This window comes from Nitrincola sp. A-D6 (assembly GCF_000764495.1).
Classification (GTDB): domain Bacteria; phylum Pseudomonadota; class Gammaproteobacteria; order Pseudomonadales; family Balneatricaceae; genus Nitrincola.
On record NZ_JRLB01000075.1, the window covers coordinates 45,416 to 57,683 of the forward strand.

The 12,268-nt window shown below is 50.7% G+C and carries 13 protein-coding genes and 1 pseudogene; 11 read left to right on the forward strand and 3 right to left on the reverse strand.

What is annotated here, in order from left to right; translation table 11 throughout:
* Positions 1-98: 98 nt before the first annotated feature.
* The 8 genes from LH51_RS12210 (at position 99) to LH51_RS24800 (ending at position 5,149) form a co-directional block, all read left to right on the forward strand.
* Positions 99-740, forward strand: coding sequence for an O-methyltransferase (locus tag LH51_RS12210; RefSeq protein WP_036522488.1), 642 nt, complete (start codon positions 99-101; stop codon positions 738-740).
* Between the two features lie 22 nt (positions 741-762).
* A complete protein-coding gene (locus tag LH51_RS12215) occupies positions 763-2,265 on the forward strand; it encodes a hypothetical protein (protein ID WP_036522490.1) in 1,503 nt (500 codons plus the stop codon).
* The gene (locus tag LH51_RS12220; RefSeq protein WP_036522492.1) at positions 2,262-3,080 is read left to right on the forward strand and encodes a YdbH domain-containing protein; all 819 of its coding nucleotides are present in this window, start codon (positions 2,262-2,264) and stop codon (positions 3,078-3,080) included. Before LH51_RS12215 ends, LH51_RS12220 begins: the two co-directional genes overlap by 4 nt.
* 97 nt (positions 3,081-3,177) lie before the next feature.
* Entirely contained in the window at positions 3,178-3,375 is a 198-nt protein-coding gene (locus LH51_RS12225) for a YnbE family lipoprotein (RefSeq protein ID WP_036522494.1), read from the forward strand.
* Between the two features lie 9 nt (positions 3,376-3,384).
* On the forward strand, positions 3,385-3,720 hold the full coding sequence (locus LH51_RS12230; RefSeq protein ID WP_036522496.1) for a YdbL family protein: 336 nt from the start codon (positions 3,385-3,387) through the stop codon (positions 3,718-3,720).
* 20 nt (positions 3,721-3,740) lie between these two features.
* Entirely contained in the window at positions 3,741-4,244 is a 504-nt protein-coding gene (locus LH51_RS12235; protein WP_036522498.1) for a disulfide bond formation protein B, read from the forward strand.
* A gap of 21 nt (positions 4,245-4,265) precedes the next feature.
* Positions 4,266-4,505: a DUF1853 family protein gene (locus tag LH51_RS12240; RefSeq protein WP_036522500.1), complete on the forward strand. Its 240-nt coding sequence runs from the start codon at positions 4,266-4,268 to the stop codon at positions 4,503-4,505.
* Positions 4,487-5,149 (forward strand): DUF1853 family protein, encoded by a 663-nt coding sequence (locus LH51_RS24800; protein WP_442934836.1) that lies wholly within the window; start codon positions 4,487-4,489, stop codon positions 5,147-5,149. Before LH51_RS12240 ends, LH51_RS24800 begins: the two co-directional genes overlap by 19 nt.
* On the opposite strand, the gene LH51_RS23620 is transcribed toward LH51_RS24800, so the two are convergent.
* Positions 5,052-5,783 carry an aminotransferase-like domain-containing protein gene (locus tag LH51_RS23620; RefSeq protein ID WP_200881985.1) on the reverse strand — a complete coding sequence of 244 codons (732 nt, stop codon included), beginning with the start codon at positions 5,781-5,783 and terminating at the stop codon, positions 5,052-5,054. The genes LH51_RS24800 and LH51_RS23620 overlap by 98 nt on opposite strands.
* A gap of 31 nt (positions 5,784-5,814) precedes the next feature.
* A complete protein-coding gene (locus LH51_RS23625; RefSeq protein ID WP_200881986.1) occupies positions 5,815-6,585 on the reverse strand; it encodes an aminotransferase-like domain-containing protein in 771 nt (256 codons plus the stop codon).
* Between the two features lie 93 nt (positions 6,586-6,678).
* On the opposite strand from LH51_RS23625, the gene ccoG reads away from it, so the two are divergent.
* A complete protein-coding gene (gene ccoG / locus LH51_RS12255) occupies positions 6,679-8,082 on the forward strand; it encodes a cytochrome c oxidase accessory protein CcoG (RefSeq protein WP_081960796.1) in 1,404 nt (467 codons plus the stop codon).
* Here the strand turns inward: ccoG and LH51_RS12260 are convergent, their stop codons facing one another.
* The gene (locus tag LH51_RS12260; RefSeq protein ID WP_052063737.1) at positions 8,083-10,341 is read right to left on the reverse strand and encodes a TonB-dependent receptor; all 2,259 of its coding nucleotides are present in this window, start codon (positions 10,339-10,341) and stop codon (positions 8,083-8,085) included.
* Positions 10,342-10,701: 360 nt separating this feature from the next.
* Between LH51_RS12260 and LH51_RS12265 the strand changes: the two are divergent.
* Positions 10,702-11,754, forward strand: a pseudogene (locus LH51_RS12265) (SulP family inorganic anion transporter); the annotation flags it as partial.
* A gap of 81 nt (positions 11,755-11,835) precedes the next feature.
* Positions 11,836-12,231: a sodium-independent anion transporter gene (locus LH51_RS23630; protein ID WP_268746567.1), complete on the forward strand. Its 396-nt coding sequence runs from the start codon at positions 11,836-11,838 to the stop codon at positions 12,229-12,231.
* The last annotated feature ends 37 nt before the right edge of the window (positions 12,232-12,268 follow it).

The window sequence follows — 12,268 nt, forward strand, 5'->3', positions numbered from 1 at the left end:
AGAAGGCACTATTGTACGGCAAAGCATCTGCTCAGCGTAAATAATGATACAATTACGGCTGTTTTCAACCGAATGTTATCTATTGCCAGGTCTCCCGAATGCCCGAATTTCTTATCGATGAAGCCGTTGAGGATTACGCATACATCAGCACCCAAGCGGAACCCCCTCTATTGCAGGAGTTGATCGATGCCACCAATGAAAACATGGGCTGGCCCCAGAAACTTTCAGGGCGGTTGGTAGGACGCACTCTGAAAATGCTGGCAAGCCTGGCACAACCCAAACAGGCACTGGAAATCGGCATGTTCACTGGCTATTCAGCCTTATCCATTGCCGAAGGCATGCCTGCCGATGGCAAGCTTATCTGCTGTGAAACCAATCCTCGTGCCATTGAGATGGCGAAGCAGTTCTTTCAGCGCAGCGAGCATGGCCATAAAATAGAGGTTATTTTCGGGCGCGCAGCCGATACCCTGGATAGTCTTGATATAGAGCTGGATTTCACTTTCATTGATGCCGACAAGCGTAGCTATCTGTATTACTATGAGGAAGTTAAAAAACGCACCCGCCCCGGCGGTCTAATCATTCTCGACAATATGCTCTGGTCAGGCAAAGTGATACAGCCCGAATCAGAACTGGATGATATTCTGGTAGAAACCAACCAGCGTATTGCTACAGACCGGGATGTTGAAAATGTGTTTCTAACCATCAGAGACGGAATGAATATCGTACGTAAGCGAGGTTAACCCCGCAAAAAAGGAGCCGGGTGTGCGCAAAAAGTTGCTATTACTGCTGCTATTACCGCTACTTCTGCTCGGCACGCTGCTGATTGCGGCCTACTTGCTGACACCAACTCTGTCGCGCATAGCACTGGAACACTGGATTAAGTCGCAAGGATTTGAATCAGCAGAGGTCAGCCTGCAACACCCGCAGGCGGGTCATGTAGAGATCAGCCAAATCACCTTGACACGCACGGATGGCCAGCGCCGTATTCGCCTGCAAGCCAACGACATACACCTGCGTTTCAGCCTTAGGGCACTACTAACAGAGGCGGCACTGGAATCGATACATATCCAGCGCTTGTCTGCTGATATTTTGATCGATACCACGCTACCACAGCGGATAAAAACTCTTCAAGCCAGCGTAGTCGATCTTGACCCGGTACTGGCAACAAAGCTATTTGATTTACTCCCGGCAGAAACAGCGCAGATCGCCGAATTGGCCATGAGTTACCAGACTGATGAAGGGCCCCTGTTCGAAGGACTAGGTGAACTGACGCTCAATGCACAGCAGATGCAGGTCCACCTGTCACTGCAGCGCGATCAACAGATTCTGGGCGATGTACTGGCTACCCTAAGTCGTGATCTGTCGATACATCTGCAATTACAAGAACAGACGTTACTCTACGAAGTGACTGGGAACTTCGCCTTTAGTGATGATTTCTGGCACCTTAATCTGGGCCATCAACTGCAGGCAGGTGCCCTGCTGGACTGGCTGACACGACACCAGATAAGATTACCCTTGGCAATGCAACTCCCAGCGGATGACCAACTGGCTTTTTCTTCCAGATTACGCCTACCCCGTCTACTCCCCTTATCTCCCATCGCTCTGCTCCAAGTTATGGAAGGTGACCTGACATTATCTGCACAACTTCACCCCAGCTTCGAGCTGGCTCTGGCCAAGCAGATAAGCCTGGAAATTGATGCCCGTATAGAGTTACAGCAAAACACCTTCAGCGTGACGCTTATTGAAGGCAGCCGAGTAACGCTGCATCAGTTCTCAATGGGTGACATTTCAGCTAACCGATTATTACTGCAACTGGTAGGTAACACTACCCTGCGTGGCGCATTAAACCATGCAGATAGCTGGCAGTACGAAGCAGCTCACTGGGTGGTCAATGGTGATGACCTGCAACACCAGGCACTCGAGCACTTCAACTTTCTTCCGTTGCAATTACAACTACAAGGGGGACAGTTTGGTCAAGCACTACGCGGTGACCTGTCATTGCCGCTGGTCACAATACAACCGGCTGCATTTGCGTTGCCTACAGCATATTTTCAGGGTCAGTTTAGCCTGCCAGCTGATTTCAGTGAGATCCATTTAACGGGATCACTTGGCTCCGAACAATTGCCGATTTTAATCAATACCCGGGCCAAGCTGAATACCCATCTAAGAGGTGAGGTAAACTGGACTCTTGCAGACACGCCTGCACCAGCTCTTATCAATGCTTTACGCCCCTTTATTGCAGCCATTCCTTCCCCCTCACGGTGAATACAGGACAATTCAAAGCCAAAGGTCGGCTGGGACTGAATCAGAATGATTGGTCATTACAGGCAACGCTGGAACTGGAGTCAGCTGATCTGCAGTATGACAACAATCAGGTTGAACAACTCTATTGGACGTCTGAGCTACAAGTAGATCATCAGGGAAGGCTGCGCAATAGCGGTGATTTGCGCATGGGGAAGATCGATATTGGCTTACCTTTACAGCTTTCCCCGTTGAGTTATCAACTGGTAAAAGACACAGACTTGCAGTTAACAAACTCAGCCTTCACGGCCTCGCTATTAGGAGGGCAGATTTATCTGCCGTCGCTTAGTTTTGATCCCAGCAAACCCGAGATGATTTTCCTGATCAGTTTACGTGATCTCAATTTAGGTTCAATACTGGAACTTTACGCTGAAAAAGGTCTCTACGGAGAGGGCGTGATTGATGGACAGCTACCAGTTCAGATCACATCAGAGGGCATACGCATTCAAAGCGGCAATGTTGGCACAGTACAACCCGGCGTCATCCGCTACCAGCCAGATGAAAACCTGGATGCAATGGCAGCATCCAATGTGGGTCTACGCCTGGCTTTGGATGCCCTTAGTGATTTGCACTACCAACTGTTGGATATGCAAGTCGACTACCAGCCTAATGGCGATCTGACTCTGCGCAGCCGACTACAAGGCAACAATCCCGAATGGCAGCAAGGACGACCAATCGATCTGACCCTGACAGTTGAGGACAATATTCCGACACTATTGAAAGCCCTGCAGATTACTGGTCGAATCAGGGGTGCCGTTGACGATCATTTTCAGCGGTAGTTTTTTTGCACATACAAGTGTTTGTTAGGGATAGGTTAAGCCTGTATTGTTTACACTAACCCTGAAACATTCATAATTCAGGTAATGTGAGGCGTTTATGATTTCAGTCTTTCCTCGGCTAACAGCACTAGTTTTGCTGGCACTAACAGTCGCTGCATGCACACCAACCGTACAAATTGCCGCGCCCAAAGACCCGATCACCATCAATCTGAATGTCAAAATTCAGCATGAGATACTGGTCAAGGTCGACAGGGAAATTGATAATCTGCTGGAAGAAAACAGCGATCTATTCTAGGAGACAGCCATGTTACATGCATACAAACGCGTTATTTGGGTCATGTTACTGTTGCTGGTTTCTCTACCGGCTTGGGCTTTATCATTAGATCAGGCCAAATCCCAGGGGTTGATCGGCGAACAGCTCAACGGCTACATAGGCATTGTCACGACCAGCCCGTCTGGAGAACTACGTTCACTGGTTACCGATGTCAATCAACAGCGCCAGACACTTTACCAGCGCTCAGCACAAGAAGCCTCTGTCACTTTGGAGGTATTTGAAATTCGTGCGGGTCAGCGTTTACAGGAGCGCGCAAAAGCGGGAGAATACCTGCAGGATCAGAATGGTCAGTGGCGTCGCAAATAGCGCCTAATAAGGAGTCCGAGTTGCTGAGTTATCGTCAAATCAACCTGCTGGGGTTAATCACCTGTATAGCCGCCATGGCGTTCGCTGTCGGATTCCTGCAAAACTATTTGCAACTTGAACCCTGTCCGCTGTGTGTTATCACACGGGTTATTGTGATCAGCATGTCCGTTATCTTTTTTCTGGGCCTGATTCACAATCCCAAGCAGACAGGACAGCGCCTTTATGGCAGCCTGAATCTACTCGTTGGACTGGCCGGTTTTGGTGTACAGCTACGCCATATCTGGTTACAGAACCTGCCACCTGATCAGGTACCTGCCTGTGGTCCAGGTCTGGAATTTCTGTTGCAAACACAACCGGCACTTTCTGCACTACGGACTGTATTTGAAGGATCGGGTGATTGTGCCGTTATCGACTGGACATTTATGGGGCTGACCATTCCAATGCAAACAGCATTACTGTTTGGTTTCCTGCTGATTCTGGTGGTGTTACAACTGAAAAAACGTCCCCGCAGCCTCTTTGGCTAATAACGCTTTAGTGCAAATACGATGAGTCTGTCTCTGCACCATCCAAGCGTCAGAGACCTGTGCTGGGCCATTAATGGGCCTACATTGTTTAATGCACCTGAGTTCTGCCAATGGCAGGACACCAGTGACTGGTTTAGCGCTCTGCTTCAGCAACTGGACCAGCAACCTGCTCCACTTCTGCAACACCTGCAACACAACCCGGCAACCCCAATCCCACCAGACTGGGTCAGTATTTCGAACGACTGTGGCATTTTTACTTAAAGCAGCACCCGGACTATGACCTGCTGGAACATAATCTGCAAATACGCAGTCCGGACAAGCGTACACTGGGCGAGCTGGATCTGCTGATCCGCCATCGGTACAGCCATGAGGTACTTCACCTTGAACTGGCAGTTAAGTTTTATCTTGCCGTTCCGCAACAGCCTTCAGAGATCAATCTGGCCTGCTATATAGGTCCTGGCTTGAAAGACCGGCTGTTACGTAAATATCAGCACACCTGTAACCATCAACTGCCACTATCAAGCAGTGAGGTGGCTCAAACGCAGCTTGCCGCAAAACACCTGCACGTTGATCAGGCTCAAGCGGTGTTTCGTGGGCGCCTGTTTCAACCCCTGGCCATCGCCGCGGAGGGTCAACCCGCCTGGTTGGCACAGGCTCAACTTGGCCAACTGAACACCCACGCCAATTTTCTTTGTCTGCAGCGTCGACAATGGTTTGCAGCTATATCCGAAAACCACGACAGCCATGCTTTCGATCAGCTTACCCATCAACTGGCCTCCCCCCTGGAGCGCCCCCTGCAAGTTGCCGTTATTGATCCTCACACCCAGCAGGAAACACGCCGATTATTTGTTGTTCCCGACCACTGGGAAGCCGCCGCCCGAGACTGTCTGTATCAGCCCCTTTAACCTGATGTTCCTGCATTAATCGCTGTAAACGATCCAGTGCTGACTGATGTTGTGAACTGCAGGCTGGTGCGAAGCTCAAACGTAGTGCCTGACGAAAATCACCGCTAACAGAAAATAACGGGCCGGGGGTAATAGCCACGCCCTGTTGCTGGGCCAGAGGATAAAGGGCCAGCGTATCGATCGGCTGTTGCCACTCCACCCAGAGACATAGCCCTCCCTGTGGCAGATCAAACTCTATGCTATCCGGCCAGCGGGTTCGCAACGCCTGTATCCAGTCTTGTGACTGGCGATAAAGCACACTGATGGATTGTCGCAAATAACGGTCGTAATCACCCGAAATCAAATAATCATTTAGACCTTGCTGCACGAAATGGCTATTCGCCAGTTGTGTTATTAACTGCAGGTAGACAATTTGCTTATGCCAGCGTTTGCTTAGCACCCATCCCAAACGCAGATCACGAGACAGGGCTTTGGAATAGGAACCACAGAGAATCACCCGATCCTGCTCATCCAGTGCTTTCAAAGGCGATAAGCGCCCGGTGAAACTCAGTTCACGATAGATATCATCTTCTATCAACGTAATTTCATGCTTATTAGCCAAATCGAGTAAGCGCCGCTGATGCGCTTCTGGCATTAATGATCCCCCGGTGTAGCAAAGCAGGGTGTTACGACACAGGCCCGAATGGGCCAATGCTGCAGTGCGCGCTCCAGGCATTCAGATCCATGCCGGTTTGCATATTAACGGGTATTTGCACCGCCTTGAGCTGTAGCTGTTCCAGTAACTGAATCACACCATAAAAACCAGGATTTTCTACGGCCACCAGATCACCGGGTCGGCAACAGGTTTTTAATGCCAGAAACAGTGCATTCTGGCAACCACTGGTGATACAAAACTCATCGGCGCTAACCTGACAGGCATCTCGCTGATAACGTTGTGCCAGTGTCTGACGCAACGGCAGATAACCTGCCGGCTCCTCATAGCGCTGATGTGCTTTGCCTCGTGACTGGCGCAGCGCACGTCCAATCGAGCGGTTCAACAACATCAGACCGGCTGAAATCTGTGCGGATTGACCGCCTGGCAACAGATCAAAGGCGGCCCCCTGCAACATAATGTCAGTCAGCAACTCACTACTGTTAACCGGTACAGGGCCGGGAATAGCCGTCGATTCCACTACAGGCTGATCCAATGCCAAACCCGGCCACTCACAGACAAAGTAGCCTGATCGGGGTCGCGCCTCTATACGCCCCTGGGCTTCCAGACGCTGAAAGGCATGCAGCACTGTCGCTTTAGACAATTGCTTTTCCTGGCACAGCTGTCGCACCGAGGGTAACCGTTCACCCACTCGCCAACGGCCTGTTTGTATTTGGGAGTAAAGCCAGGCCTCCAACTTCAGGTAGGCATAATCCTGCTTCATAATCACCTCAATAGACTGCACATCTGTACCTATTATTTATTATTTTTTTGTACCTGTCCTTATTTATACAGGCTCCTTACACTGCCTGGAGTAAATTAAGAGGGCCTAACGATCATGCACCAGTCACCATCTGCTCAAATTCCACTTCGCCCAATCACCGATTCCCACGGGCTTGAAGGCCGAAAAATCCATGTACGCCTCACTGAGGGACGCTTTCAGAATCTCAGACGCCTGATCAGCTGGCCATTATTGGCGCTGTTTTTCGGACTGGTATGGATGCAGTCCAATGGCACACCCTGGTTACTGTTTGATTTTCCGCAGCGACGCATCCTGCTATTCGGTACACACCTTTCCTGGTACGACCTGCACATCCTGACAGGGTTGATGATTACAGGGGCCAGTCTGTTATTTTTTGTATCCATGGTCTGGGGACGGGTCTGGTGTGGCTTTGCTTGCCCACAAACCATCTGGACCTGGATCTTTATCCGCATTGAACAATGGACAGAAGGACGCGCGGCTTTGCGCCAGCGTCAGGAGCAGATGCCACTCACGCGAGCCAAACTCGCCCGACGCATAGTCAAACATACCTTGTGGATGACTGTTGCACTGCTCACCACAATCACCTTCACCGGCTATTTTATGCCTATCCGAAACCTTGTCGCTCAACTGGCCAGTGCAGAGGCATCCACCACCCTGGTTGGCTGGTTAGTCTGCATGACACTGCTGACGTATATCAATGCCGGACTCATACGAGAGAAAATCTGCTTACATGCCTGCCCCTACTCACGCTTTCAAGCTGTGATGATGGATGATCAATCGCTTAAGGTCAGCTACAACGCAGAACGTGGAGAACCCAGGGGAGCGATAAAACCCTACAGTGCAACAAAGCTGGAAAAGGGTACTACGGGAGATTGTGTAGACTGCAATATCTGCGTTCAGGTCTGCCCAACCGGCATAGACATACGCGATGGGCTGCAGGCCGCCTGTATCGATTGTGCTGCCTGTATCGATGCCTGCGACCAGGTGATGTTGAAAACCCATCGTCCAACCGGACTGATCAGTTTCGCTGCGGCTCAACAGCAACATTCACAACAACCGCCGCGTTTTTGGCGTCCCCGCCTGCTAGGTTACGTTGCAGTGACATTGATTGCCTTCAGCTCTACAGGTTATGCACTGGTGAATAAAAAAGATCTGGTAGTCGAAATCCGTCGTGACCGTGACAGTCTGTTCCGGGAGTTTTCAGATGGATCAGTGTGTAATTTTTATCAGATCAAAGCAGACAGTTTCGATCCAACATTGACGCAGATGCATGTCAGCGTCAGCGGTCAGGACGGTTTAGTACTCCAGGGACCGGAAACTTTTCAGTTGGATAACAGCGGTGAATGGACAGCTTACAGGGTATGCCTTATGGAACCTGCAGGGGGTGTGCTGCCCATCACCTTTAACTTTAGTGATCAGACCAGAACATGGAGTCGTTCATCCAGTCTGATCACCAATACCGGTTATCAACAGCGCTGATCAGAACGTCACTTTCACACCGACATAAGCGGAACGGCCCATGCCCGGTACAGCGATACCCCAGGGTACGCCGTTCATGGACATGGTTCGGCCCTGACCGGTGTATGCACCGCCAGTTGGCAGGGTATAGTAGCGATCAAACAGATTCTCGACACCGAAATCCAGGCGTACCTGTTTCCAGCTATGACTGGAACGCAGGTTGATCAGGCTATAGCCAGAGGTGGCAATTTCATTGCGCACATCAGAACCTTCATTTTTATCATCCACAACAACCCACTCAAGCGCATTGTCCCAGCCTCCATGTTGATGGTTTAGCGTGAAGCGTCCGTTCAGCGGCATAATGTTGTACAGCTCATCACCGCTATCACGGTTCTCACCCTGGGTGTAGTTGATCACACCTTTAAGTCCCCAGCGTCCCCAATCATTAGATGCCAGCGGCATTTGCATAGACAGGTCGATACCGTACAGGCGAGCTGACTGATTGGCATACTGCAGCACATTGAATTGGTCGCTGCCCCAGGCAGGCAAAGCAACGGCATCGATATAATCATCCACGTGAGTGAAGAACGGCGTGGCCGCAATGTTCCAACGGCGGTCACTGGCATGCCAGTCGAATGTCGCCGAAGCAGTATAGGCCGTTTCTGGCTTCAAATTAACGTCACCCACATAGCCGTTGCCATCACCAACAAAGTTGTTCATGGTCGCTGCCATGGCCCAACTGGACCAGGTATAACGTTCATACAGATTGGGGGAGCGGACCTTGCGGGCCAATCCCACCTCAATATCCAGCGTGTCGCTGAACTGGTAGCGTGCCAGAGCAGTCAGATCCAAATTATCATCAGTCTGATCGCGACTCTTGGCGTTAAACGCTGCCGATTCAACTCCCTGATTAGCCATCATGCTGTAACCCTGTACCTCGTCGGCATCCATATTTACACGTTCATAACGTGCGCCTAACAGGGTAGTCCAGCGTTCATTATGGCTGGATTCCACTTCAGCAAACACGGCCGAACGGTCACGCTGACCATTATGGATATTCTGGAAAATATCCGGCCCCATACCACCACCCGATGCAGTCCAGTAATCGTCCAGACGGTAACGTTGCAGGTCGGCACCGACGCGCAGTAGTTGATCGGGATTCAGATTGATATCGGCTTTCAGACTCAGGCCGGTATTCTCGCTTTCAGAATACATTGGCATACCCGCAGCGCAGGTCGGCTGACCCAGAGCCATAAAACCTATCGGACTGCAGGCCCGTCCATCCGGGTTAGACAGTGCACCATACCAGAAACGTTTGTCATCGCCGAAGTCCATAAAGTGATCGACACTTTCATGATAAGCGCGTGCTTCCATCACCCCCCAATCGAATTCGCGAGTCCAGGCAAAATTGGCCAGTTTTTGGGTATTTTCCAGCAGGTCCATACGCTGGTTGGGATAAAGCTGCTCTGGCATATCCTGATAGCTTAATCGGGTTTGGAACAGGTTATCACCAGACCTGAAGGCGATTCCCAGCGCATGATTCCGGGTTTCGTACGCAGTAGACCCCACCTCATCCAGATCCAGTGTATGGCCAGGACGACCCGTGTCAACGTAATCCCTGAAGTTGCCGCCCGCTGTGTAGTTGTCGGCCTGACTCCATGAGCCACTGTAGTTGATACTGAGATTATCAGTAGCATAAGTGGCATTCAGGTTGCCTCCAAAGGCATTGTTGTTGCTGCGATAGAAAGTACCCACTTCAGCTTTGGAAATACTCCCTTCACCTGAAAGAGCAAATTCCGGTGCAGGTCTTTCCGCAACAATGGTACCGCCAATGCTGTCACCACCGACACTAACCGGAGTAATACCGGCATAGACCTTAAGCAGTCCGATATTGCTGGGCTCAACATAGGACAGTGGCGGGTTCATATGGTTGGGACATGCTGCAATCAGGTCCATACCATCGACTTTAATACGCAGGCGGTCATCAGCCAATCCATGAATCGCTGGCAGGCTAGACACGCCACCCGCAGCGTAAAGACTGACGCCGGGGATATCGCGCAGCAAACTGGCACTGTCGTTGGTAGCGGCACGAAGCATTTCAATGACGGATGGAGGTTGCTGCATGGAATTATCCAGTGCAGCTGGTACAGGCTTTTCCACGACCAAAACAGTAGCCATCTGGACCTGTTCAGCGTTGACTAGCTGGCTAATCGAGGCGACAGCAACAGCAACAACTAATTGCCTTGGCTTAATTCGCGAATATTGGGTTGTACGATTCATTTTGGCTCCTACTTATTCCCTGATCTATATCTACACCTGCGACATCTGTCGACCTGAAGGGGGTTAAAGGCCGCTGAAGTGGTGCTGCGAAAGGGCTAAAATTTGAAACGAGACCGATTGTAGTGGAAACCTACTGGCTTGAATTGAGGCATAATGTCGCACTTGGAGCAGATATTGCTTAGCGTCCACGATCCATGCTGGCCTGGTTTTTCCACCTGATCAGCAATTGCATCCACACTGATAAGCCTTACAGTCACATGTTGATTGCAAAGCGCCAAAAAGCGGTGCAAAGTGACAAACTCAGGCTGAACCCGGAACAGATTCTATGTATCGTTTACTCTCCCTTCTTTAAAAGGTGACCTTTTTGGTGGCATTACGGCGGGCGTAGTAGCCCTTCCTCTGGCGCTGGCGTTTGGTGTTGCATCAGGTGCGGGTGCGGCTGCTGGCCTCTATGGTGCTATAGCCCTGGGATTGGTGGCGGCCATATTCGGGGGAACACGCGTACAGATTTCCGGCCCCACCGGTCCGATGACAGTAGTTTTTGCATCAGCTATCGCCGCATTTGGTGGCAGTTTCGAGATGGCACTGGCTGTAGTGCTGGTAGGAGGCCTGCTGCAAATGGTTCTGGGTCTGTTGCGTACCGGCGGACTGGTGCACTTTATTCCCTACCCGGTGATATCAGGTTTTATGAGCGGCATTGGTGTGATCATCATTATCCTGCAGCTGGCTCCACTTCTGGGCGCTCCCGCATCATCTTCACCCTTGATCGCCCTTAGTCAACTAACCAATACCCTCAGCAGCATCAATATTGAAGCACTGAGCTTAGGGCTATTAACACTCGGTATCGTTTTTCTGACCCCAATAAAACTCAGTCGCTTCGTACCTTCGCCACTCATTGCACTGATTTTTTGCACTCTGCTGAGTTATTTTTCCGGGTTTAGTGTTGCTGAAATTGGCCATATACCTACAGGCTTACCTGAACTGAAGTTACCCAGATTCACGCTGGAGCAGTGGAGTGTCATCGTGACACTGGGTGCTACACTGGCACTGCTTGGCAGTATTGATAGCCTGCTGACATCACTGGTGGCAGACTCCATTACCCATACCCACACCCGCCCTAATCGCGAACTGATCGGCCAGGGCCTTGGCAATACACTCTGTGCTTTTATAGGTGGACTGCCAGGAGCCGGGGCAACCATGAGAACCGTAATAAACGTGAACTCAGGCGGTACTACCCGGCTCAGTGGTATCATCCACTCCCTTTTCCTGCTGACACTGTTAATGGGGCTTGCACCGCTGGCATCACAAATTCCACTGGCCGTCCTGGCTGGTATATTAATCAAGGTTGGTTTTGATATTCTTGATTACCGCATGCTGAAACGACTGAAAACCGCACCCCGGTCAGAAATATTAATTATGATGGCAGTCTTCGCGCTGACGGTACTTGTTGATCTGGTTATGGCGGTCGGCGTTGGTGTGGTTCTGGCGATGGGCATGCTGACGCGGCGGGTAGCCAGGGAGGCTGATATCAGCTTTGATGACCACAACGGGCATCATTCCCATGATGTTGAAAAAGTGGGCCCGGGTGTCCGCGTGGTGCATGTTAAAGGTCCGCTATTCTTTGGATCAGTCAGCCATATGCTTGACCGTATCGAAACCGTCGATAAGGTTATAGATACTGAGGACATCATCATTGACTGCCTTAAGGTCGATTTTATGGATTTAACTGCAATTTTTGCGCTGGACGAAATGGTGGAACGTCTGTTGCAGCATAAAATTCGCCCAAAGGTTGTCACGACCCCAGCGATCAAAGAACAACTCCTGCAAATCAACACCCCGCATCTTACAGAAGCGATTATTTTCACCAATATGAAAACGGCAATGCGGTAAAGGGGGCACGCTGGGGTGGTGCCATGCTGGGGTGGTG

What these genes read in the sequence shown, in the direction of transcription:
- LH51_RS12210 (WP_036522488.1), top strand. Translation starts at nt 99, where the DNA reads ATGCCCGAATTTCTTATCGATGAAGCCGTTGAGGATTACGCATACATC.
- LH51_RS12240 (WP_036522500.1), top strand. Translation starts at nt 4,266, where the DNA reads ATGAGTCTGTCTCTGCACCATCCAAGCGTCAGAGACCTGTGCTGGGCC.
- ccoG (WP_081960796.1), top strand. Translation starts at nt 6,679, where the DNA reads ATGCACCAGTCACCATCTGCTCAAATTCCACTTCGCCCAATCACCGAT.
- LH51_RS23630 (WP_268746567.1), top strand. Translation starts at nt 11,836, where the DNA reads ATGCTGACGCGGCGGGTAGCCAGGGAGGCTGATATCAGCTTTGATGAC.
- LH51_RS12225 (WP_036522494.1), top strand. Translation starts at nt 3,178, where the DNA reads ATGATTTCAGTCTTTCCTCGGCTAACAGCACTAGTTTTGCTGGCACTA.
- LH51_RS23620 (WP_200881985.1), bottom strand. Translation starts at nt 5,783, where the DNA reads ATGCCAGAAGCGCATCAGCGGCGCTTACTCGATTTGGCTAATAAGCAT.
- LH51_RS12260 (WP_052063737.1), bottom strand. Translation starts at nt 10,341, where the DNA reads ATGAATCGTACAACCCAATATTCGCGAATTAAGCCAAGGCAATTAGTT.
- LH51_RS12230 (WP_036522496.1), top strand. Translation starts at nt 3,385, where the DNA reads ATGTTACATGCATACAAACGCGTTATTTGGGTCATGTTACTGTTGCTG.